This window comes from Actinophytocola sp. KF-1 (assembly GCF_054661535.1).
In genome coordinates, this window is record NZ_BAAFVK010000001.1 from 734,013 (window position 1) to 755,659 (window position 21,647).

The window sequence follows — 21,647 nt, forward strand, 5'->3', positions numbered from 1 at the left end:
TCCTCCCCGGGTGACCGACATCCAGGACCACTCCGCCGACGCCGCCGCGGCGCTCGCCAAGCTCACCGGCGTCGACACCCATGACGTCGCGGTCGTGCTCGGCTCCGGTTGGCGACCCGCTGCCGACGTGCTCGGCACCCCCGACGCCGAGGTCTCCATCGGCGACCTGCCCGGCTTCGCCGCCCCCACCGTGCTCGGCCACGGCGGCACGCTCCGGTCGCTGCGCGTCGGCGACAAGCGCGTGCTGATCCTGCTCGGCCGCACCCACCTGTACGAGGGCCGCGGCGTCGGTCCGGTCGTGCACGGCGTGCGCACCGCCGCGGCGGCCGGGTGCCGCACGGTCATCCTCACGAACGCGGCGGGCTGCCTGCGCGACGGTGTCGAGATCGGCCAGCCGGTCCTGATCAGCGACCACCTGAACCTGACGGCGACCTCGCCGCTGGTCGGCGCCCAGTTCGTGGACCTGACCGACCTGTACTCGCCGCGGCTGCGCGCGCTCGCGAAGGAGATCGACCCGTCGCTGGTCGAGGGCGTGTACGCGGGCCTGCCGGGCCCGCACTTCGAGACGCCAGCCGAGATCCGCATGCTGCGCACGATGGGCGCGGACCTGGTCGGCATGTCGACCGTCCTCGAGGCCATCGCCGCCCGCGCGGCCGGCGTCGAGGTGTTCGGGCTGTCGCTGGTCACGAACCTCGCGGCGGGCGTGACCGGCGAGCCGCTGAACCACGAAGAGGTCCTGGAGGCGGGCCGCGCGTCGGCCACCCGCATGGGCGCGCTGCTGAAGTCGCTCGTGGAACGGTCATGAGTCTTCCCCCGGAGCTGCGGGACCGCGCGTTCCGCTGGATCGCGGACGACCCCGATCCCGCGACCCGCGCGGAACTGCAGCAGGTCGCGGCCCGTGCGATGGGCGGTGACCAGGCGGCCGTCGACGAGCTGGCCGACCGCATGAACGGGACGCTCGCGTTCGGCACCGCTGGCCTGCGCGGCCCGGTCCGCGCGGGCTCCAACGGCATGAACAGGGCGGTCGTGCTGCGCGCCACGTACGGCGTCGCGGCGTGGCTGACGCACAAGGGCCACGCGGGCCGCACGGTGATCGTCGGCCGCGACGCCCGCCACGGCTCGGCGGACTTCGCGGCGGCCGCGGCGTCCGTGCTCGCGGCGGCGGGCTTCGACGTCCGCACGATGCCGGGCCCGCTGCCGACACCCATGACGGCCTTCCACGTGCGCGCGCTCGGTGCGGTCGCGGGCATCCAGATCACCGCGTCGCACAACCCGCCCGCCGACAACGGCTACAAGGTCTACACCGACGACGGTGCCCAGATCGTGCCGCCGGACGACAAGCTGATCGAGACGGGCATCCGCGAGGCACCCCCGGCGGTGTCGGTGCCGACCGCGTCCGGGGCCGTGCCGCTCGCCGACGTCTCGGGTTACGTGTCCCGGATCGCCACGCTGCCCCGGGGCGCGTCGCGCGACCTGCGGGTGGTGCTCACCCCGATGCACGGCGTGGGCGGCGAGACCGCGCTGGAAGCGTTGCGGGCGGCGGGTTTCCCGGACGTCCGGCTCGTCGAACAGCAGGCCGCCCCGGACCCGGACTTCCCGACGGTCGCGTTCCCCAACCCGGAAGAGCCGGGCGCCGCGGACCTGCTGCTGACCTACGCGTCCGAAGTGGACGCAGACCTGGCGATCGCACTGGACCCGGACGCCGACCGCTGCGCCCTGGGCGTCCGCGACACCGACGGCTGGCGCATGCTCCGCGGCGACGAGACCGGCGTGCTGCTCGGCGCGCACGTGCTGTCCACAGTGGACCGCCCGGACCCGCTGGTGGCGTCGACGATCGTGTCGTCGTCCATGCTGTCCCACGTGGCCGCGGCGCACGGGGCACGGCACGCGGAGACGCTGACGGGCTTCAAGTGGCTGATGCGCGCCGGTGACGGGTTGGTGTTCGCGTACGAGGAGGCGCTGGGCCTGTCGGTGGACCCGGACCACGTGCGCGACAAGGACGGCATCTCGGCGGCGGTGGTGGCGTGCGACATGGCGGCCACCCTCAAGGCGTCCGGCCGCACACTGCTGGACGTCCTCGACGACCTCTACACGGCGCACGGCGTGCACCTGACGGACCAGGTGTCGCTGCGGTTCGCGGACGTGACGGCGATGCTCCCGCTGGTGGCGGGCCTGCGCTCGGCGCCGCCGGCACAGTTGTGCGGCGTCCCGGTCCACGAGGACGGCCCGGCCCCGGACATCGTGCGGCTGCGCGGCGAGGGTCTGCGCGTGGTGGTCCGCCCGTCGGGCACGGAGCCCAAGGTGAAGGCGTACCTGGAGGTCGTCGTCCCGGTGACGGGCTCCCTGTCCGACGCCCGCACCCAGGCGACGACCCGCCTGGCCACGCTCCGCGACGAGGTGACGGCACTGCTGCAGGGGTGACTCATCGTTCGCCGGGGTCGATGGCCCTGCGTGCTCGAATGCGTTGCAGGGCCTCGGCCGCGGCGGTGAGGTCTTCACGGCCGCCGCGGTCGTGGATCCGCTGCAGGAACCGCGAGGTCATCCACTTGCGTGCCAGGCCGATCAGGCCCGACCCGACGACGGCGATGACTGCCCACCACACCGACATGACGCTCCACGGCATCAACTGCCCGACGGTGAGCGCATCGAGTCGTTGCCAGGAAGCCATGTTCGGTTGTGCCCCTCGGCCAGAGGCACTCACAGACCATGATCGCGGTCACCTGCTTACCCTGATGTTGCAGCCATCAAGCGGTCCGGATCATGCGGCAGTTTCCTGCTACCTCTGCGTGACGCAGCTTGACAGCGGGTTGCGGTCGGGAGCCAGAACGAGCAAGGTCGTCGCGTGCCCAGGTTGTTGATCGTGCATCACACCCCCTCGCCGTCGGTGCAGGCCATGTTCGAGGCCGTGGTGGCGGGGGCGACGACCGACGAGATCGAGGGCGTCGAGGTCGTCCGCAAACCGGCCCTCGCGGCCACCGCCTCCGACGCGCTCGAGGCCGACGGCTACATCCTCGGCACCCCGGCGAACCTCGGCATGATGTCGGGCGCCCTGAAGGTCTTCTTCGACCTCGCCTACTACCCGATCCTCGACGCCACCCGCGGCCGCCCCTTCGGCCTCTACGTGCACGGCAACAACGACACGACCGGCGCGGTCCGCGGCATCGAGTCGATCACCACCGGCCTCGGCTGGGAGAAGGCGACCCCGGTCGTCAGCGTCACCGGCGAACCAGGCAAGGACGACCTGCGGGCGTGCTGGGAACTCGGCGCCACCGTCGCGGCGGGCTTGACTCTGACGTAACTGGAGACTCGACGATCGCCCCATGACCGAGTACACGAGTCCCGTGCCGATGCCCGCGCCCGACGCGGTCGCCCCCGACGTCTACCGCGGCATCTACGGCATGCCCATGTTCGTCACGCTGCCGACCGCCGACCTGGCCGTCTCCACGGACTTCTGGCTCCGCGGCCTCGGCTTCGTCGAGCTGTTCGCCATCCCGGGGCAGCTGACCCACCTGCGGCGGTGGGCCTTCCAGGACGTCCTCCTCGTCCCGGGCGAACCGGCCGAGGGCACGACGAGCGTCAGCTTCGCCTGCGTCCTGAGCCAGCTCGACGACATCGCCAAGCGCTGCGAGGAGATCCTGCCCGGCTGCACCGACGGCCCGGCGGAGAAGCCGTGGAACTCGGTCGAACTGACGGTCGTCACGCCGGAACGCGCGCGCGTCGTCATGACCGCCGCCAAGCCGCTCGACCCGAACAGCCCGGCGGCGGCGAGGCTGCGTGCGGTCGGCATCGAGACGCCGGACTAGGCGGTGGCCGCCTGCGGCTCGGTCACGATCGAGCGCTCGCACTGCTCGTAGTTGGCGATCTTGTAGTTCAGCACGTCCAGGCACGAGTTCAGCTCGGCGATCCGGCTCAGCACCTCGGCCCGCTGCTCCATCAGGATCTGCTTGCGCCGGCCTGCACTGGCCACGCCCTGGTGCCGGAGCTTGGCGTACTCGCGCATCATCCGGATCGGCATCCCGGTCATGCGCAGCTTCGTCAGGAACTCCAGCCACACCAGGTCGTCGTCGGTGTAGGCCCGGCGGCCGCCGGAGTCACGGGCGGGTGGGTCGATCAGCTGGATGCGCTCGTAGTAACGGAGTGTGTCGATCGACAACCCACTGCGGTGGGCCGCCTCGGCGATCGCATAAGTCACGGCTTCGACCGTAAGAGCTGGAGTGCGCTCCAGGTCAAGTTCACAGGTCACTCTCCTTCGGGTGAGCCCACTCCTCGAGGCGCTGCGCCATGTCCGCCACGCCGACGTTCCCGCGGCCGACCTCGCGGACCAGGTCGAGGGCCTCGTCCTCGTCCGCGTCGATCCACCAGCCGTTCATGTCGCAGAGGGTCACCGCGGCGACCCAGCCGAGGCGCCAGTTGCCCTCGACCAGGGGACGAGTGCACACGATCGAGTCGAGCAGGGCGGCGGCTTTGAGCCAGAGCGTCTCGTACGCCTGCACCCCGAGCACGGTGGCGCGGGGGCGGTGCGCGGCGGCGTCGAGCAGTCCGAGGTCGCGCACGACCAGATCACCACCGGTGACGGCAGCGGCCAGCACGAGCAGGTCACTGGCGTCCAAGTACATGATCACGCCAGGATCATGTCAGAGACCACCGACAATTTTAGGTGGTTCCGATGCGCTCCAGCAGGCCCTTGTAGCGGGGCAGCACTCGGCTCAGCACCTCACCCAGCTGCTGTTCCTTCTGCAGGCGAGCCCAGCGGTCGGCGAGCGCCAGCCGCAGTATCTCCTGCTTCGACCGCCCTTCGGCTTCGGCCAGCTGGGCGAGGTGGGCGTTCTCCTCGTCCGTCAGCCGCAGAGTCATCGCCATGCTTTCGACGGTACCACCGTGATACCACATCCTCCTAGACCGCGCCGTACTGCCGATCACCGGCGTCCCCGAGCCCCGGCACGATGTAGCCGGAGTCGTTGAGCCGCTCGTCAATACTCGCCGTGACCAGCCGGACCGGCAGCTTCGCCTCGGACAGGTGCTTGATGCCCTCCGGCGCGGCCAGCGCGCACACGGCGGTGACGTCGGTGGCGCCGCGGTCGGTGAGCAGCCGGATCGTGTACTCCATCGAGCCGCCGGTCGCGAGCATCGGGTCGAGCACGAACACTGGCCTGCCCGCGAGGTCCGCGGGCAGGGACTCCATGTAAGGGGTCGGTTCGAGCGTCTCCTCGTTGCGCGCCAGGCCGACGAACCCCATCTGCGCCTCGGGGATCAGCTTGTGCGCCTGGTCGGCCATGCCGAGGCCGGCCCGCAGCACCGGCACCAGGAGCGGTGGCTTCGCGAGCCAGTAGCCCTCGGTGCGGGCGACCGGCGTGTGGATGCGCTCGGTGCGCACCGGGGCGTCGCGCAGCGCCTCGTAGATCAGCATGACGGTCAGCTCGTGCAGGGCCGCGCGGAAGACGGCGTTGTCGGTGCGGGCGTCCCGCATGACGGTCAACCGCGACTTGACGAGCGGGTGATCGACGGTCAGCACATCCATGGAGCGACACGGTAGCCGTTCAGACCGACCAGACCTCCGCGGTGGCGAGAAAAGCCGACGACGACGGCCGGTGCTCGGTGCCGCCGACCCGCACCTGTCCAGGCACCCGCTGCCCGTCGACGGTGACGGCGGCCTCCGCGACCGGTGCCAGCAGCAACTGCAGCGAGTGCGGGACGCCGTCGAGGTCGAAGTCGTCGGTGGCGAACGTGCGCCGCCCGAGCACGTCCGACATGGTCACCTCGATGCCGGCGCCACGTGCGGTGAGACCGGTCGCCAGGTCCAGGTCGATGGCCACCGGTGCCGTCTCGACCAGCGGCGCGGGCCACGGCAGCCCGTCGACCTCGGGGAAGTGGCGCACGAAGTACTGCGCGAGCCACTCCGCCAGCCCGGGTTCGGCGCCCACGGCCCGCACCTGGTCGTCGTGCCACAGCACCAGCGCCGTGCCCGCGCCGCGGAGCGACCAGTCGACGGTCCACACGGACGCGAACGCCGTGACCACCTCGCCGTCGGTGAGGCGCACGCCCGGGTTCGCGCCGCTCAGGATGACGGTGCTCACCAGTGCGCCAGCACCGCGAACATGGTGACCGACATGTGGAAGTTCCCGGTCTCCGCGCCCGCGGCGAGGTCGGCGAGGAACCGCTCGCAGTCCTCGGCGCCGAGCACGCCGCGGTCCACCGCCATCCGCCCGAGCATCCGCACCACCGGCCCGGTCGCCGCGTCGGGGGACTGGATGAGCGCCTGCGAGCCGATGTCGTCCACGGTGAGGCCCGCGCCGGCGAGCTGACCGGGGAGCTTCCGCGCGGCGAACGGGTTCACCACGCCGCCGCGCATCGACTCCGTCATCACGCGCACGATGTCGGGTTCACCGGGATGGATGATCGCCGTCGCCCAGTCGACGTCGGTGACCACCACGCGTCCACCCGGCCGCAGCACCCGCGCGATCTCGGCCGTCGCCTTCTCCGGGTGGTCGAGGTGCTGGAACACGCGTTCGCAGGTGACCGCGTCCAGCGACCCGTCCGCGAACGGCAGCGCGTAGGCGTTGCCGTCGGCGAACCTCGCGCGGGGCGCCCGCCGTTGCGCTTCCGCCCGCATGCCGGGGTTGGGGTCGACGCCGGTCACGGCGCCGTCCGGACCGACGGTTTCGGCGAGGAGACGGGCCAGTTCGCCGGTGCCGGAACCGATGTCGAGCACCTTCTGGCCGGGCCGCACGCCGAGCGCCGCGATCGTCCACGCCCGCAGCCGGGGGATGCCCGGCAGCCGGGACTGCTGGTCCAGCGTCGAGATCTGCTTCGCGAGGTCAGCGGGCGAGATCTCGTCGGCGTGGAATAGGCCGCGCCGGGCACCGTCGGGCATGTGCGCACGATAACCTCACCCGCGTGAGTGAACCGCCAGCCGTGCCAGACCCGCGCGAGATGCGGGTGTCGAACGCCGATCGCGAGCGCGTCGCGCAGGTGCTGCACGACGCCATGGCCGAGGGCAGGCTGACGGTCGAGGAACTCGAGGAGCGGCTCGACAAGGTCTACGCGGCGAAGGTGTTCCGCGACCTCGAGCCGCTGGTGCGCGACCTGCCGGTGGGTGGCCAGGCACCGCAGCTGCCCGTGCCGGCGGTCGCCCCGCCCGCTCCGGTGGCGTCGAACCGGATCGGCGGGCGGGGCACGTCGAGCGCCGCCGTCGCGATCATGTCGGGCGCCGTGCGCAAGGGCGTGTGGACAGTCCCGCCGACGTTCACCTCGTTCGCGTTCTGGGGCGGCGTGCAGATCGACCTGACCGACGCGCGCTTCGAGGACGCGGAGACGACGATCCAGGCGTACGCGTTCATGGGCGGCATCGAGATCTTCGTGCCCGAGGACGTGGTCGTGCAGGTCAACGGCGTCGGGTTCATGGGCGCCTTCGACAACAAGGTCATGGACCAGAGCCAGCCGCGGCCCGGCGCACCGCTCGTGAAGATCAACGGCCTCGGTTTCTGGGGCGGTGTCGAGGTCAAGCGCAAGAAGCGCGCGAAGGACCAGCGTCAGATCGAGGAGTGACGCGCCCGTCGTCTGAACCGGCGCTGCCGGTGTTGGGGTTTGGCTGATCAGCCGCGGTCGTGCACGGTGACCGCGTACCCGTCCCGGTCGGCGAACGTGAAGGTCCGCCCGAAGGGCCCGTCGACGGGCGGGGCGATGATGCGCACGCCTGCCTCGGTGAGCCGGTCGTGCAGTTCCTGCGCGTCGTCGGCGTGCAACCAGAGGGCGACGCCGGCCCCGAGCCGCCCGGCGTCCAGGTCGACGCCCGGCAGGGGCGTGCGCACCGCGAAGGGCACCGGGCTGGTGGCGAACACGACCGCCCCGGGCGGACTGGCGGGGGTGCGGCGCAGGCCGAGGTGCTCCTCGTAGAAGGCGGCGGCGGCGTCCACGTCACGAACCTGGAGGGCGATGAAGTCGGGCCCGGTCACGGTGGCCATGATCTGCGTCTCCTTATGTCAGGACTTTGACATAGGGCAGCGTATGTCAGACTCCTGACATGACGCAAGAGCGGGTGGACCTGGACTCGTCGATCGGCTACGCGCTGAAGCAGGCGGCAGCGGCCCTGCGCACCGCGATGGACGCGGCACTGCGGCCGCTGGGGTTGAGCGTTCCGCAGTACGCGTGCCTGGAACTGCTGGGCAGGCGGCCGGGGTTGTCGGCGTCGGAGCTGGCCAGGGGCGCGTTCGTGACGAGGCAGTCGATGCACACGGTGCTGCAGGGCCTGCAGGACCGCGGTCTGCTGACCCGCCCGCCGGTCGCACCGCAGGGCCGGGCGCTGCCGACGCAGCTGACCGACGAGGGCGCGGCGATGCTGGCGCGGGCGAGCGAGATCGTGGCGGGGGTGGAACGCCGCATGCTGGCCGCCCTGCCGAAGGAGCACCTGCCCCGCCTGCGCGAGGACCTGTCCACGTGCGCCACCGCACTGACCACGAACTGACGAACGCCCCGATCCGCACCACGCACACCGGCCTCGCGCCATGAAGGCCGGTCGAGCACCCACCTCGCGCGGCGAGCGCGCCACCCGCCCCGCGAACGCCCTCCTCGCGCCACGAAGGCCGGTCCCGTGCCGTGAGCGCCACTCGCATCGCGAGCGCGGCCCGCTCCGTGAACGCCCAGCATGCGCACGGAGGCTGGTTCCGTGCCGCGAGCACCGCTCCGCGTCGCGAGCCCGCGGCTCGGTCGGCGAGCACTCGACCCGCGTCACGAAGGCTGGCCATGTGCTGTGAGCGCCCACTCCGCACCGCGAGTGCGCGGCCCGCTCCGTGAACGCCCGGCATGCACACGAAGGCTGGGTTCCGTGCCGCGAGCACCGCTCCGCGTCGCGAGCCCGCGGCTCGGTCGGCGAGCACTCGACCCGCGTCACGAAGGCTGGCCATGTGCCGTGAGCGCCCACTCCGCACCGCGCGTGCGCGGCCCGGTGGGTGAACGCCCGGCTTGCGCACGAAGGCTGGTCCCGTGCCGCGAGCACCGCTCCGCATCGCGAGCCCGCGGCCCGCCCGGCGAGCACCCGACCCGCGCACGAAGCTGGCCCCGGTGCCGTGAGCACCACTCCGCACCGCGCGTGCGCGGCCCGGTCCGTGAACGCCCGGCTCGCACCACCGAGACCGGTCCCGTGCCGCGAGCGCCAACCTCGCGCCGGGAGCGCACGACCCACCCCGCGAGCACCCGACCCGCGCCAAGAAGACCGGTCCCACGCCGGGACCATCCACTCACAAAAGCGAACCCGCCCCGCGAACGCCCTCCTCGCGCCACGAAGACCCCCGCACCGCGGACGCACCCCAAGCGCCCACCGCACAACAAACGCCCACACCCGCGAAAACCCCGCGCGCGCGGCAAACACGCCCGACGGCAAACCCCACCCGATCCCGGGGGCCACCCGCCTTGCCAGTCTACCGGTGCCCACCGACAATCGGTGGTCGGCGACGGTGACCTGTGGACAACTGCTCGACCTGTGGACAACCCGGTCCGACCCGGCGGGCGATGTCGGGTGCGCCGCCTAGACTCGGGCACATGGCAGCACCCTCAACGGCGAGCACCGGGTTACCGCCCGCGCTCGCCGACGCGACCCGGGACGAGACGTCCCTGCGACGGTTCCTCCACGGGCTACCCGGCGTGGACCAGGTCGGTGTCGAGCAACGGGCGGCGGGCCTCGCGACCCGCAGCATCAAGAAGGCCTCGAAGATGCAGGCCATCGACACCGCCATCAGCATGGTCGACCTGACCACGCTCGAAGGCGCCGACACCGTGGGCAAGGTCCGCTCGCTGTGCGCGAAGGCCCGTCGTCCCGACCCGGAGCGCCCGGACGTGCCGAAGGTCGCCGCGGTCTGTGTCTACCCGGACATGGTGGCGACCGCGGCGAAGGAGACGCGGGGCACGGGCATCGAGGTCGCGAGCGTGGCCACCGCCTTCCCGTCGGGCCGGTCGACGCGGGAGATCAAGCTCGCCGACACCCGGTTCGCGGTCGAGAGCGGCGCCACCGAGGTCGACATGGTCATCGACCGGGGCGCGTTCCTGTCCGGGCAGTACGGCCGGGTCTTCGACGAGATCGTCGCCGTGAAGGAGGCCTGCGGGCCCGCGCACCTCAAGGTCATCCTCGAGACCGGCGAGCTCGCCACCTACGACAACGTGCGCCGCGCGTCCTGGCTCGCGCTGCTGGCCGGCGGCGACTTCATCAAGACCTCCACCGGCAAGGTCAGCCCGGCGGCCACACTGCCCGTCACGCACGTGATGCTGCAGGCCGTCCGCGACTGGCACACGCACACCGGTGAGCTGCGCGGCGTCAAACCGGCGGGCGGGATCCGCACCACGAAGGACGCCATCCGCTACCTCGTCGCCGTGCACGAGGTCGCGGGACCGGAATGGCTCACCCCGAAGCTGTTCCGCTTCGGCGCGTCCAGCCTGCTCAACGACCTGCTGATGCAGCGGCGCGCCCAGCTCGACGGCCACTACAGCGGCCCTGACTACGTGACGGTGGACTGACATGTGGGAATACGCGCCGGCTCCCGAGAACAGGGACATCGCGAACCTGAAGCCCAGCTACCGGATGTTCGTCGACGGCGAGTTCGTCGACGGCGCCGGTGAGCCGCTGAAGACGCTCAACCCGGCCACCGAGGAGGTCCTGGCCGAGGTCAGCACGGCCGACAAGAACGACGTCGACCGCGCGGTCAAGGCCGCGCGCCGCGCCTACGACCGGGTGTGGGGCAGGATGCCGGGCGCCGAGCGCGCCAAGTACATCTACCGGATCGCCCGCATGATCGCCGAACGCGCGCGTGAGCTGGCGGTCCTGGAGAGCCTCGACAACGGCAAGCCGATCAAGGAGTCGCGGGACGTCGACGTGCCGACCGCGTCCGCGCACTTCTTCTACCACGCGGGCTGGGCCGACAAGCTGGAGTACGCGGGCTACGGACCGGACCCGAAGCCGCTGGGGGTCGCGGGCCAGGTCATCCCGTGGAACTTCCCGCTGCTGATGGCCGCGTGGAAGATCGCGCCCGCGCTGGCCTGCGGCAACACGGTCGTGCTCAAGCCCGCCGAGACCACGCCGTTGACCGCGCTGGTGCTCGCCGAGATCATCCAGCAGGCCGAGCTGCCGCCGGGCGTGGTCAACATCCTGCCCGGCGCCGGGGACGTCGGCGCCGAGGTCGTCAGCCACGCGGGCGTCGACAAGGTCGCGTTCACCGGCTCCACCGACGTCGGCAAGCTGATCCAGCGCACGCTCGCGGGCAAGGGCAAGAAGCTCACGCTGGAACTCGGCGGCAAGGCCGCGAACGTGGTGTTCGACGACGCCCCGCTCGACCAGGCCGTCGAGGGCATCGTCAACGGCATCTTCTTCAACCAGGGGCACGTCTGCTGCGCGGGATCCCGGCTGCTGGTGCAGGAGTCGGTCGCCGACGAGCTGCTCGAGAAGCTGCACGCGCGGATCTCGACGCTGCGGATCGGCGACCCGCTCGACAAGAACACCGACGTCGGCGCCATCAACTCGCGCGACCAGCTCACCAAGATCACGTCGCTGGTCGAGTCGGGCGAGGAGGAGGGCGCCGAGAAGTGGGTGAGCCCGTGTCCGTTGCCGGACAAGGGTTTCTTCTTCGCGCCGACCGTGTTCTCCGGCGTCAGCCAGGCCATGCGCATCGCCCGCGAGGAGATCTTCGGCCCGGTGCTGTCGGTGCTGACGTTCCGCACGCCCGACGAGGCCGTCGCCAAGGCCAACAACACCCCCTACGGCCTGTCCGCGGGCATCTGGACGGAGAAGGGCTCGCGCATCCTCTGGATGGCGAACAAGCTCCGCGCGGGCGTGGTGTGGGCCAACACGTTCAACCGCTTCGACCCGACCGCGCCGTTCGGCGGCTACCAGGAGTCCGGGTTCGGCCGCGAGGGCGGCCGCACGGGACTGGAGGCATACCTCGATGTCTGACCGTCTGTCCGTCGCGAAGACGTACAAGCTCTACATCGGCGGCGCGTTCCCGCGTTCCGAGTCGGGCCGTTCCTACCAGGTGCGCGACAGCAAGGGCGCCTTCCTCGCCAACGCGGCGCAGGGCTCCCGCAAGGACGTCCGCGAGGCGGTCGTGGCCGCGCGCAAGGCGTTCGGCGGCTGGGCGAAGGCCACCGCGTACAACCGGGGCCAGGTCCTGTACCGGGTGGCCGAGCTGCTGGAGGGCAGGCGCGAGCAGTTCATCGCGGAGGCCGGTGCCGGTGAGGGCGTCAACGGCAAGAAGGCGCAGTCCATTGTGGACGCGGCGATCGACAGGTGGGTCTGGTACGCGGGCTGGACCGACAAGATCGCGACCGTCCTCGGCGCGTCGAACCCGGTCGCCGGACCGTACTTCTCGTTCTCCGTGCCGGAACCGACCGGCGTCGTCGGCGTGCTCGCGCCGCAGGCGTCGTCGTTACTGGGTCTCGTGAGCGTGGTCGCACCGGTGATCGCCACGGGCAACACCGCGGTCGTCGTCGCCTCCCAGGACCGGCCGCTGCCCGCGATCACCCTGTCCGAGGTGCTCGCCACCTCCGACGTGCCGGGCGGGGTCGTCAACATCGTCACCGGCCGGACCGCGGAGCTGGCGCCGTGGCTCGCGTCGCACGCGGACATCAACGCGCTCGACCTCACCGGCGCGCCGGAGTCGATGCGGACCGAGCTGGAGGCGGCCGCGGCCGACACCGTGAAGCGGGTGGTGCGGGCCAAGGCGACCGAGCCGGACTGGAGCGCGCAGCCGGACATCGCCCGGCTGCGCGCCTTCGTCGAGACCAAGACCGTCTGGCACCCGATGGGCGTCTAGATGGTGATGGCGGTGCCGTCGAAGCGGCTCAGCGTGAACGAGAACCGCTCGTTGCTGGTGCACCTGAGCTCGCGGAGGATGCCGATCGCGATCTCCTCACCGAGCCGGACCGACTCGGAGTAGTCCGAGCGCCAGTGCACCCCGGCCATGCTCCGGCCGAGCGCGACGTTCGCGGCGACCTTGTTCAGCTCGCCGCCGACGGTCAGCTGCCCGGCGTCCCGGCCGGTGTACGGGACCAGCGTGGTGCCGGATTCGTCCGGCACCACCGGGTCCGGCAGCGGGGTCGACTCGTCGAACCACGCCTTGAGCACGGTCACGCACGCGCCCGCGACCGTGGCGTGCCCCGCGCCGTAGGCGGGGTGCGTCGGGCTGCCCTCCGGGAACGCCTGCGGCAACAGGAAGGAACCGCACTTCTCGAAGACCGTCTTCGCGGCCCGCGAGTTCAGGATCTCCTCGTCGATCATCGGGTACTCGCGCCTGCCGGACAGGTGCAGGTGCACGCGGCCGCCGAACTCCTCGGGCCGCAGCCTGCGGTGGACGTTCCACTTCTGGAACCACACGGCCTTGAGCGCCCGGGTGGCGACCTCGGTGACCAGCGACAGCACGTGCGGCGGGCCGAACGTGCCGAACCCGGCCTGGTTCGCCGAGAAGTGGTACGGGTTGCCCGCGTCGACGGGCGCGTCCATCCCCAGCAGGATCAGGCACGCGTTCAGGTACGCCTCGTAGAGCGCGTCGAAGTGCACGTAGTGCGCCATGTCGCGCGGCGTCTGGATGTACCTGCGCTCCTTGCGGTTGCGCGTCGGCGTGCGGTCCGCGCCGTTCTGCACCTTCAGCCACTCGGTGAAGTCGGTGAGGAAGTCCCGCTTCTCCGGCGTGTCCTGCAGCTGCCGGACGAGCAGGGTTCCGTACGGCACGTCCTTCAGCAGGAACTGCGACAGGTACGGGCCCGCGAGGTCACCGCGGGTGTCACCGCGGAACAACGTGCCGGGCGTGACCTCACCGCCCTGCCGGGGCGCGCGGAGGTCGGAGTAGGCGGTCGACAGGTCGGCGACCGCCTCGGCGACCAGCGGGTCGTCCGCGAAGCGGGTGAACGGCACATCGCGGCACAGCGCCATCCAGTACAGCTCGGCCATCTCCGCCGAGTTCCTCGGCTGGTCGATCCTCGGCGCGGGCGGCATGGCGAGCGCCTGCGCGTCCGGGCCTTCGAGGTCGAAGCCCAGTCCCGCGCGCGGGTTGGTGAGCGGGCGGTCCCCGTCGAGCGGGATCCGTTCGTAGTCCTCCTCCCGGCCGGTGGCGACGGCCCGGCGCAACAGCCGGTACGCCCGCGGGTCCGCCTCGCCGAACTCGTTGTGCGGCAGGCCCTTGCTGTAGTTGGCGATGGGCGCGTAGTCGGCCTCCTCGCCGTTGTTGCGGTGCTCGGGCACCGCCCGGGCGAACTCGGTCTCCGCTGCCCGGACGCGCTGCAGGCGCGCGTCAGCACGACGATCACTCATCGGTTGTCCTCCCCAGAACAAACACAGCCCCGGCTCGCGAGAGCCAGGACACCCCAGTAGCCCGGATGTCGTAACGACCGGGCCGTCCGTTACGGCCCGTGGGTACCTCCGTGTTGCCCGTTCACCTGCGCGGACGGGCGGAGTTGACCTACTCTTTGCACGGGACGGGAGCCACCGGGGGCTGGTGTGCGTCAGACCCGTCAGGAGGGGACAGATGACGAACCACGACGAGCCGCTGCCACCGCCGCCGCCGGGTTACGACGCGGAGGAGGACGCGTTCGCGGCCTTCACCAGGGGCTACCGCCCGCTGGCCGACGACCTGAACCGCGCGACGGGCAACAACCTGGGCGCGCACACGTCGCTGGACGGCAACGCGTTCTCGCGGGTGGGCAACGAGGTGGGGCTGTCCGACGCCATCCGCAACGCCACGCGCAACCAGCTGGACCGGGTCAACCGGCTGGCGGGCAACACGAACGACATGGCGGACGCGGTCGGCCAGACGTGGACGAACTACGTCGACATCGAGGACGAGTCGGGCCGGCGCATGCGACGGGCGACGGGTGAGATCGCGTGAGTCCCACGACCGTCCCGCTCGTCACCCCGCTGGTCCAGCCGGCCGCGGACGCGCAGCGCCAGCTCGCGACCGACGACGGCGCGATCGACAGCGTCGGCCAGGCGCACGGCAACGTCCAGAACGCGCTGTACACCTACGACTCGGACGCCGGCGCCCAGGTCCGGACGCTGCAGTACGGCTGGACCGGCGGCTCGGCCGACCGGCAGGCCGCGGACGCCCGCACGATGAGCACCGCGACCAAGGACATCAGCGAGTACAGCGCCCAGGTCCAGTCCGCGGTGCGCGACGCGGCGGGCATCCTCAAGGTCGGCCAGAACACGAACCAGCAGCTCATCGACAACTTCATGGACAAGGCGGCCGAGCTGCTGTCGGCCGCCGCCGCCCTGCGCGCGGCAGGTGACCACGCGGGCGCGCAGGCCAAGATCTCCGAGCTGATCCGCCTCGGCGCGCAGGTCAGCGGCGAGAGCAGCACGAACCTCGAAGCCGTCATGACGCAGCTGACGGGGGTCGTCGACCGCCTCAACGGCGGCGGCGCCACCACCCCGTCCAACGCCGAGCACCACGCCCCGCCCGCCGCCTACAACAGCGGCGGCGGAGGAGGTGGCGGTGGTGGTGACGGCGGCGGTGGCGGAGGAGGCGGCGGCGGTGTCGTCACCAAGAAACGCCTCCCGGTCGCGATCCCGCCCCAGCCGGGCACGGGCGTCGCGGTGAACCTCCCCGACGGCAGCACGGTCATGGCCCCGAACGAAACCGCGGCGAAGGCCGTCCGGGCGGCGCTGGGCCAGCTCGGCGTGCCGTACGTGTGGGGCGGCACCGCGCCGGGCGTCGGCCTGGACTGCAGCGGCCTGACCCAGTACGCGTACGGCGAGGCGGGCCTGGACATCCCGCGCACGTCCCGCGAACAGGACATCGGCGCCGAGGTCCCGTCGGCCGACCAGCTCCTCCCCGGCGACCTGATCTGCTGGGAGGGCCACGTGGCCATGTACATCGGCAACGGCCAGATCGTCGAGGCGGGCGACCCGGTACAGGTCGGACCACTGCGCACCACCAACGCGGGCATGCCGTTCGTGGGCTTCTACCGCCCGACAGGGTGACGTCGTCCGTTCGGACCGGTCGAGTCCGGCTGACTCTGCTTCGGAATGCCGTTCCGCGCGCCGTGGGCCCCCGCTGACACCCACCGCCCGAGCCCGACGCGTGGTTCGCCCGTCGCGAAACCCGGTGAGCACCGAGCCGACCCCGAACCGACCGAGTTGTCCACAGCCCACCCGGTTATCCACAGGCAGCACGGGAACACCCACGTTTGTCGGTGTCCACCGGTAGACTGGCATGGCGGGTGGCCCCCGGGATCGGGTGGGGGTTGGGCACCGCGCGCGCGAGCCGCGGCCGCGGGCCGCGACGCTGTGCTTTGGCACCGGATTCGGCAGGCCGGGCCGAACCTCCGGCGACCACGACTTGTCACAGACCAGCGCGCTTGTCGGACCTATCGGGCACACTTGTGCGGTACCGGGGATCAGGAGGGGTCGTGGAGATCGACATCGACCACGAGTTGGCGGCGCTGGACCGCAAGGTGGCGCAGGCCGGCGAACGGGCGCAGGCGCAGGTGGCCCGCGTCGGCCGCGTCACGGGCAAGGCCAGCTCACCCGACGGCGGGATCGAGGTCGAGGTGGCGCCGGGCGGTCTGCTGACCGGGCTGAAGCTGTCGCCGGCGGCCGTGTCGGGGGACATGGAGACGTTGGCGCGCAACATCACCTCCCTCGCCGACCGGGCCACCCGCCGCGCGGGCAGCACGATGTACAAGACCCTGGCGCCCGTCCTGGGCGAACGCGGCGAGAAGCACCTGGAGTCGCTGGGCTACGTGCCGGTGGACGACGACGAGGACGGCGACTTCGACGACCCGCTCAAGCACCTCGGGGGCAGGCGGTGATCGAACGCGAGCCGGTCAACCGCACGACGCGGCAGATGATCGAGGACGGCCGCGCCCGCCAGGAGGCCCTGTCCAAAGTGGACGAGATCCTCGCGACGGTGACCGGCACCGCCCACGACCGCAACGGGACCGTCGAGGTGACCGTCGACGGGCGGGGCAAGCTGAAGCGGTTGTGGCTGGCGCAGGAAGCCGCCCGGTACGGGCCCGACGGGCTCGCGCAGCTGATCGTGAAGGTCGCCGCGGTCGCGATGGACGACGCCACCCAGTCCGGCTACAACAAGGTCGCCCTGCTCCTCGGCGACAACCTGACCTACGCCCTGGAGCAGCTGTCCGGCCGGGCGGCCCCGGCGCGGCGCCCCGGTGACGGCGGCATCACGGCGGAGGAGTTCCAGGCCCGGCGGGACAAGCGGGTCGCGATGGCGGATTCGTCCGATGATCTCGACTCGTTCGACCCATCCTCGCTACGGTCCGACCGGTGATCCACCTTGTTTCCCCGACCACGTAGGCTTCCCGTCGTTCTGAGTGCCCCACGGATTGCCTGACCTGGAGGTCCAGCAATGTCCCAGGACATCGTCTCGATCGAGCTCGGCCTGCCCCAGGGCGATGTCGTCACGCTGTGGGCGCCGCGCTGGCGGGAGGACGGCGAGGAGTGGGAGGCCTTCCTCGGCCACGAGGACGACCTGTACGCGTTCCCGGACGCCGCCCACCTCGCCGCGTTCGTCCGCACCGTCGACGAGCACGACCTCGCCGACCACCCGGCGTGGGACGTCGTGCCCGAGCTGTCGGTGCCGGAGCTGCTGCCGGACGAGGCGCACACCTACGACCTCGTCGGCGTGCCCGAACTGGCGGCCGAGGAACCGGACACGTGGACGATCGGCGAGCTCGCCGACATCATCTCGATCGTCCGGTCGCTCGCCGACGTGTGCGAGCTGGACGAGGTGCACGAGGTGCTGAACTCGGCGGCCGGGTTCGCGGTGCTCGAGCAGGGCACGTTCCCGTTCACCGGCCGTGAGGGCGAGAAGCTCTGGACCGAGCTCGCCGAGACCATCGCGGAGCGCTGGGACGAGGTGCTGGACGCGATCGACGAGGTCGTCGTGGTCCCGGACGTCGACAAGGCGACCCTGGACGAGACCACCGACGAGCTGGCCGCGTTCCAGGCCGAGTCGGCCGAGGCGGAGAGCGCGCTGGACGCCGAGGACGCGGACGACGTCGTCGCCGAGGAGTCCAAAGAGGACGCCGACGACGTCGACGAGGAGTCCGGCGAGGACGACGACGAGGAGGACGAGGACGTCGAGGAGGAGCCCGCCGGGTTCTGGGCCGAGGTGGGCATCGACCCCATCAAGATCATCACGGCGGAGGCGGAGTACTACACGCTCCGCTGCTACCTCGACGACGAGCCCATCTTCCTCGGCTCGAAGGGCAAGATCGCGGTGACGAAGTCGCCCCGCGCGCTGGCCAAGTACCTCGCGCAGTCCGGCGCCGAGGACAACGACCTCGCCGAGGTGTCCACCTGGGAGGACGTCGCGACCAAGGCGACGGACGGCAGCCTCGAGGTCGAGGTCGAGACCGACAACACCTACGTGCTGCACGGCCTCGCCGACGACATCGAGGAGGGTCCGGACGCGGTCGACCCGGTCCAGCTGGACCTCGCGGTCGAGCTGCTGAACGACGCCGCCGACTGGGCGGGCGACAAGAGCGTGTCCGAGGCGCTGGCCCAGTCCGAGAGCCTCGGCTGGCTGGTCTCGTTCGTGCTGCGGCCCGACCCGACGCGCCTGGCACCCAGCGCGCCGTTCGACGCGGAGGTCGAGGCCTGGCGCACGCTGGTGAGCGACTTCGAGGAGCGCCTCGACATCAAGTGAGCTGAACACCCGCGAAGGGCCCCGTCACCCGAGTGGCGGGGCCCTTTCGGTGTCAGCCCATCAGCGCGGCGTAACCCGGCTTGATGACCTCGTTGATGATCGCGAGCCGCTCGTCGAACCCGATGAACGCGGACTTCATCGCGTTGATCGTGAACCACTGCAGGTCAGCCCAGCCATAGCCGAACTGGTCGACCAGCGCGGACATCTCCGACGACATCGAGCAGCCGGACATGAGCCGGTTGTCGGTGTTGACGGTCACCCGGAAGCGCAGCTTCGTGAGCAACCCGATCGGGTGCTCGGCGATCGACGGCGCCGCGCCGGTCTGCACGTTCGACGACGGGCACATCTCGAGGGGGATGCGGCGGTCGCGGACGTAGCTCGCGAGCCTGCCCAGCTGCACGGTCCCGTCGTCGTCGACCTTGATGTCGTCCACGATCCGCACGCCGTGGCCGAGCCGCTCGGCGCCGCAGTGCTGGATGGCCTCCCAGATCGACGGCAGCCCGAACGCCTCACCGGCGTGGATGGTGAAGTGGTGGTTCTGCTGCCGCAGGTACTCGAACGCGTCCAGGTTGCGCGTGGGCGGGAAGCCGGCCTCCGGGCCCGCGATGTCGAAGCCGACGACGCCGGTGTCGCGGTGCCGGACCGCCAGCTCGGCGATCTCGAGGGACCGCGCGTTCTGCCGCATGGCGCACAGGAGCGTGCCGATCCGGATGCGGCGACCCGCTTCCCGGGCGCGTTCGGCGCCCAGCCGGAAGCCTTCCTGCACCGCTTCCACGATCGTGTCGAGATTGAGCCCGTTCTCACAGAACAGCTCCGGGGCGTAACGCACCTCGGCGTACACGACGCCGTCCGCGGCGAGGTCCTCCGCGCACTCCGCGGCGACCCGGACGAGCGCGTCGGTGGTCTGCATGACGCCGCACGTGTGGGCGAACGTCTCGAGGTAGCGGACGAGCGAACCCGAGTCGGCCGAGTCCCGGAACCAGCGGCCGAGTTCGTCGATGTCGCTGGTGGGCAGGTCGCGGTAGCCGTTCGCGTCGGCCAGCTCGATCACCGTGGCGGGCCGGAGACCACCATCCAGGTGATCATGGAGAAGAACTTTCGGCGCGGTCTTGATGGCCTCCGGGGTCACCGGAACGGGGTTCATGCTCGACATGGTGCAACGGTACTCGGCGGGTGGTGTCATTCGATCGGGTAACCAAAGCGCCACGTAAGGTCATCCCGGGCCGTGGCATTCGCGTCACGTCCCTCCTCCGAACGGCCCAACCGATCGTGTCTGGGCCTGCAACGTACTAACGGGTGGTGTATGGACGCGTTCTGCGAGTGGCTAGGCTCGCAGGCGTCGGCCCTGCCCCTCCCCACGACGAAGGTCACCTCCGTGAACGAGAACAACAACTCGACGGTCTCCTTCGACCGGATGCGCAACATGCTGGTGCGCGCGGCCGAGATCCGTGAGAGCGAACAGCAGCAGATCTTCGACACGCTGGACGAGATCCACGCGCGGCTGTCGCCCCTGGAGTCCATCGGGGCGGTGCGCAAGCGCCTGTCGGAAGTCCCCGACCGCACCGACGTGACCGCGCTGGCGTCCCGCGTCGAGGACGCGATGGCGAAGCTCGAGGCCCAGGACGCCGCGCTGGCGGCGCTGACCCGTGCCGTCGAGGGCATCGTGGACAAGCTGGCCACGCCGTTCGCGCAGCTGGACGGCAGGCTGGACGGGGTGGCAGGCCGCTTCGAGGGCGTCGCGGGCCGGATGGACGGGCTCGAGGACAAGCTCGCGAACATCCACCGCCGCATCGACGAGCTCGACGCCAACATCGACAAGCACCTCGACAAGCAGGACGCGAAGCTCGACGCCCTGCCGGGCACGGTGACCGGCCCGGTGCGCGAGCGCATCGACGCCGCCGAGCACAACCTGCGCGAGCGCGTCGAGGGCGCCGAGTCGACCCTGCGCGCCCGCGTCGACGAGGTCGACAGTGCCGTGCGCGGCCAGCTCGACTCGACGCGCGACGCGGTCCGCCAGTCGGTGCACGACGCGTCGGAGACCGTGCAGAGCAAGCTGGCCGAGACCGCCGAGGGCCTGCACGCGAACGTGGACCAGAAGTCGACGTCGCTGTCGATGAAGGTCGAGGCGTCCCGCAAGGCGCTGCAGGACTCGATCGACGACACGAAGACCACGGTCGACGGCACCGAGCGGCTCGAGGAGCTGGCCGTGCGCCTCGAGCAGGTGACCGGCCGCCTGGACAGCATGACCACCAGGCTCGACGCGGTCGAGGACGGCTTCACCGGCAAGATCGCCGAGATGGGCAAGCAGCTCGCCGAGAGCGTTGCGAAGGTCGAGAGCACGGTCGCCAAGCAGCCGGACACCGACTCGGTCGTGTCGCTGGTGCGCAAGAGCAACGAGGAGTCGGAGCGCCGCATCGGCGGTCACCTCGACGAGGCCATGGCCACGTTCGCGGAGCTGATGATGGGCGGCGGCGCGCAGCCGCCGCGGCCGCCGGCCACCCTGCCGCGGCAGACCGCGCGGCGCCGCAACGGCAAGGCCCAGAAGAACCCGCCGCGCCCCGACGAGCACGACGAGGCCGAGGTCACGAGCTGAGGCCCGCTCCCGCGACGGGGGCACGCACGTAGTCAGGAACGCCCGGCCGGGGCATCCCCGGCCGGGCGTTTTTGCGTGTTCCCGGGTTTGGTGGTGTGCCTTGCGCGGGGTTTTCCCTCCGGGGGGTCCTCGCCGGACGGGCTGGTCTCCGGGATGGCAGGGGGTCTTGCACGGGGTTGGGATGGCAGGCGCCCCTCAGTCGGTTGATGGGGCTTCGCCCCGCTTCGCGGGGCTGGGCGCGCAGCGCTCAGCATGCCGTGGTTCCGCATGCCCGGGGTTCCTCACGCGGGGTCGGCATCCCGGGGTTGGCATCCCGGGGTCGGCTCCCGCCGCTCGCGCGCGCGATGGCAACCCCCACCCGATCCCGGGGGCCACCCGCCATGCCAGTCTACCGGTACCCACCGACAACGGTG

At 71.3% G+C, this 21,647-nt stretch carries 25 protein-coding genes; 15 read left to right on the plus strand and 10 right to left on the minus strand.

The window, feature by feature from the left end; translation table 11 throughout:
- The first annotated feature begins 10 nt into the window (after nucleotides 1-10).
- Nucleotides 11-805 carry a purine-nucleoside phosphorylase gene (locus tag ACYQ77_RS03615; RefSeq protein ID WP_459707356.1) on the plus strand — a complete coding sequence of 265 codons (795 nt, stop codon included), beginning with the start codon at nucleotides 11-13 and terminating at the stop codon, nucleotides 803-805.
- Nucleotides 802-2,421, plus strand: coding sequence for a phospho-sugar mutase (locus ACYQ77_RS03620; protein ID WP_459707358.1), 1,620 nt, complete (start codon nucleotides 802-804; stop codon nucleotides 2,419-2,421). Before ACYQ77_RS03615 ends, ACYQ77_RS03620 begins: the two co-directional genes overlap by 4 nt.
- Nucleotide 2,422: 1 nt before the next feature.
- Here ACYQ77_RS03620 and ACYQ77_RS03625 read toward each other — a convergent pair whose 3' ends face one another.
- Nucleotides 2,423-2,623 (minus strand): hypothetical protein, encoded by a 201-nt coding sequence (locus ACYQ77_RS03625; protein ID WP_459707360.1) that lies wholly within the window; start codon nucleotides 2,621-2,623, stop codon nucleotides 2,423-2,425.
- A gap of 219 nt (nucleotides 2,624-2,842) precedes the next feature.
- Between ACYQ77_RS03625 and ACYQ77_RS03630 the strand changes: the two genes are divergently transcribed.
- Both ACYQ77_RS03630 and ACYQ77_RS03635 read left to right on the plus strand, forming a co-directional pair.
- Nucleotides 2,843-3,298: a flavodoxin family protein gene (locus tag ACYQ77_RS03630; protein ID WP_459707362.1), complete on the plus strand. Its 456-nt coding sequence runs from the start codon at nucleotides 2,843-2,845 to the stop codon at nucleotides 3,296-3,298.
- Between the two features lie 22 nt (nucleotides 3,299-3,320).
- Complete coding sequence (locus ACYQ77_RS03635; protein WP_459707363.1) at nucleotides 3,321-3,803, plus strand: VOC family protein; 483 nt, start codon at nucleotides 3,321-3,323, stop codon at nucleotides 3,801-3,803.
- Here the strand turns inward: ACYQ77_RS03635 and ACYQ77_RS03640 are convergent.
- The 6 genes from ACYQ77_RS03640 to ACYQ77_RS03665 are packed head-to-tail and all read right to left on the minus strand — an operon-like array spanning nucleotide 3,800 to nucleotide 6,871.
- The gene (locus tag ACYQ77_RS03640; protein WP_459707366.1) at nucleotides 3,800-4,192 is read right to left on the minus strand and encodes a MerR family transcriptional regulator; all 393 of its coding nucleotides are present in this window, start codon (nucleotides 4,190-4,192) and stop codon (nucleotides 3,800-3,802) included. The genes ACYQ77_RS03635 and ACYQ77_RS03640 overlap by 4 nt on opposite strands.
- A gap of 40 nt (nucleotides 4,193-4,232) precedes the next feature.
- Nucleotides 4,233-4,616 (minus strand): type II toxin-antitoxin system death-on-curing family toxin, encoded by a 384-nt coding sequence (locus tag ACYQ77_RS03645; RefSeq protein WP_459708137.1) that lies wholly within the window; start codon nucleotides 4,614-4,616, stop codon nucleotides 4,233-4,235.
- A gap of 37 nt (nucleotides 4,617-4,653) precedes the next feature.
- Nucleotides 4,654-4,860, minus strand: a complete 207-nt coding sequence (locus ACYQ77_RS03650; protein WP_396111426.1) for a ribbon-helix-helix protein, CopG family — start codon at nucleotides 4,858-4,860, stop codon at nucleotides 4,654-4,656.
- A 34-nt stretch (nucleotides 4,861-4,894) separates the two neighbouring features.
- Nucleotides 4,895-5,518: a uracil phosphoribosyltransferase gene (gene upp / locus ACYQ77_RS03655; RefSeq protein ID WP_459707368.1), complete on the minus strand. Its 624-nt coding sequence runs from the start codon at nucleotides 5,516-5,518 to the stop codon at nucleotides 4,895-4,897.
- A gap of 19 nt (nucleotides 5,519-5,537) precedes the next feature.
- Entirely contained in the window at nucleotides 5,538-6,074 is a 537-nt protein-coding gene (locus ACYQ77_RS03660; protein ID WP_459707370.1) for a hypothetical protein, read from the minus strand.
- Nucleotides 6,071-6,871 (minus strand): methyltransferase domain-containing protein, encoded by an 801-nt coding sequence (locus ACYQ77_RS03665; protein WP_459707371.1) that lies wholly within the window; start codon nucleotides 6,869-6,871, stop codon nucleotides 6,071-6,073. Before ACYQ77_RS03665 ends, ACYQ77_RS03660 begins: the two co-directional genes overlap by 4 nt.
- Nucleotides 6,872-6,894: 23 nt before the next feature.
- Between ACYQ77_RS03665 and ACYQ77_RS03670 the strand changes: the two genes are divergently transcribed.
- Nucleotides 6,895-7,545, plus strand: coding sequence for a DUF1707 SHOCT-like domain-containing protein (locus ACYQ77_RS03670; protein WP_459707373.1), 651 nt, complete (start codon nucleotides 6,895-6,897; stop codon nucleotides 7,543-7,545).
- A 47-nt stretch (nucleotides 7,546-7,592) separates the two neighbouring features.
- On the opposite strand, the gene ACYQ77_RS03675 is transcribed toward ACYQ77_RS03670, so the two are convergent.
- Nucleotides 7,593-7,961 (minus strand): VOC family protein, encoded by a 369-nt coding sequence (locus tag ACYQ77_RS03675; RefSeq protein WP_459707375.1) that lies wholly within the window; start codon nucleotides 7,959-7,961, stop codon nucleotides 7,593-7,595.
- Between the two features lie 59 nt (nucleotides 7,962-8,020).
- On the opposite strand from ACYQ77_RS03675, the gene ACYQ77_RS03680 reads away from it, so the two are divergent.
- The 4 genes from ACYQ77_RS03680 to ACYQ77_RS03695 all read left to right on the plus strand — a co-directional run bounded on the left by ACYQ77_RS03680 (nucleotide 8,021) and on the right by ACYQ77_RS03695 (nucleotide 12,791).
- Nucleotides 8,021-8,461 carry a MarR family winged helix-turn-helix transcriptional regulator gene (locus ACYQ77_RS03680; protein WP_459707376.1) on the plus strand — a complete coding sequence of 147 codons (441 nt, stop codon included), beginning with the start codon at nucleotides 8,021-8,023 and terminating at the stop codon, nucleotides 8,459-8,461.
- A 1,073-nt stretch (nucleotides 8,462-9,534) separates the two neighbouring features.
- Nucleotides 9,535-10,503: a deoxyribose-phosphate aldolase gene (deoC, locus tag ACYQ77_RS03685; RefSeq protein WP_459707378.1), complete on the plus strand. Its 969-nt coding sequence runs from the start codon at nucleotides 9,535-9,537 to the stop codon at nucleotides 10,501-10,503.
- Nucleotide 10,504: 1 nt separating this feature from the next.
- On the plus strand, nucleotides 10,505-11,932 hold the full coding sequence (locus ACYQ77_RS03690) for an aldehyde dehydrogenase family protein (protein WP_459707379.1): 1,428 nt from the start codon (nucleotides 10,505-10,507) through the stop codon (nucleotides 11,930-11,932).
- Nucleotides 11,925-12,791, plus strand: coding sequence for an aldehyde dehydrogenase family protein (locus tag ACYQ77_RS03695; RefSeq protein WP_459707381.1), 867 nt, complete (start codon nucleotides 11,925-11,927; stop codon nucleotides 12,789-12,791). Before ACYQ77_RS03690 ends, ACYQ77_RS03695 begins: the two co-directional genes overlap by 8 nt.
- On the opposite strand, the gene ACYQ77_RS03700 is transcribed toward ACYQ77_RS03695, so the two are convergent.
- The gene (locus ACYQ77_RS03700; RefSeq protein WP_459707383.1) at nucleotides 12,788-14,284 is read right to left on the minus strand and encodes a vanadium-dependent haloperoxidase; all 1,497 of its coding nucleotides are present in this window, start codon (nucleotides 14,282-14,284) and stop codon (nucleotides 12,788-12,790) included. The genes ACYQ77_RS03695 and ACYQ77_RS03700 overlap by 4 nt on opposite strands.
- A gap of 214 nt (nucleotides 14,285-14,498) precedes the next feature.
- On the opposite strand from ACYQ77_RS03700, the gene ACYQ77_RS03705 reads away from it, so the two are divergent.
- The 5 genes from ACYQ77_RS03705 to ACYQ77_RS03725 all read left to right on the plus strand — a co-directional run bounded on the left by ACYQ77_RS03705 (nucleotide 14,499) and on the right by ACYQ77_RS03725 (nucleotide 18,641).
- Nucleotides 14,499-14,858 carry a hypothetical protein gene (locus ACYQ77_RS03705; RefSeq protein WP_459707385.1) on the plus strand — a complete coding sequence of 120 codons (360 nt, stop codon included), beginning with the start codon at nucleotides 14,499-14,501 and terminating at the stop codon, nucleotides 14,856-14,858.
- Nucleotides 14,855-15,952 carry a C40 family peptidase gene (locus ACYQ77_RS03710; protein WP_459707387.1) on the plus strand — a complete coding sequence of 366 codons (1,098 nt, stop codon included), beginning with the start codon at nucleotides 14,855-14,857 and terminating at the stop codon, nucleotides 15,950-15,952. Before ACYQ77_RS03705 ends, ACYQ77_RS03710 begins: the two co-directional genes overlap by 4 nt.
- Nucleotides 15,953-16,380: 428 nt before the next feature.
- Entirely contained in the window at nucleotides 16,381-16,782 is a 402-nt protein-coding gene (locus tag ACYQ77_RS03715; RefSeq protein WP_459707389.1) for a YbaB/EbfC family nucleoid-associated protein, read from the plus strand.
- The gene (locus ACYQ77_RS03720; protein ID WP_459707390.1) at nucleotides 16,779-17,261 is read left to right on the plus strand and encodes a YbaB/EbfC family nucleoid-associated protein; all 483 of its coding nucleotides are present in this window, start codon (nucleotides 16,779-16,781) and stop codon (nucleotides 17,259-17,261) included. The genes ACYQ77_RS03715 and ACYQ77_RS03720 overlap by 4 nt, the downstream gene beginning before the upstream one ends.
- Before the next feature lie 78 nt (nucleotides 17,262-17,339).
- Entirely contained in the window at nucleotides 17,340-18,641 is a 1,302-nt protein-coding gene (locus ACYQ77_RS03725; RefSeq protein WP_459707392.1) for a primosomal protein, read from the plus strand.
- Between the two features lie 52 nt (nucleotides 18,642-18,693).
- Here the strand turns inward: ACYQ77_RS03725 and ACYQ77_RS03730 are convergent, their stop codons facing one another.
- Nucleotides 18,694-19,794: an adenosine deaminase gene (locus tag ACYQ77_RS03730; protein ID WP_459707394.1), complete on the minus strand. Its 1,101-nt coding sequence runs from the start codon at nucleotides 19,792-19,794 to the stop codon at nucleotides 18,694-18,696.
- 261 nt (nucleotides 19,795-20,055) lie between these two features.
- On the opposite strand from ACYQ77_RS03730, the gene ACYQ77_RS03735 reads away from it, so the two are divergent.
- Entirely contained in the window at nucleotides 20,056-21,234 is a 1,179-nt protein-coding gene (locus ACYQ77_RS03735) for a hypothetical protein (RefSeq protein ID WP_459708139.1), read from the plus strand.
- Nucleotides 21,235-21,647 lie beyond the last annotated feature (413 nt).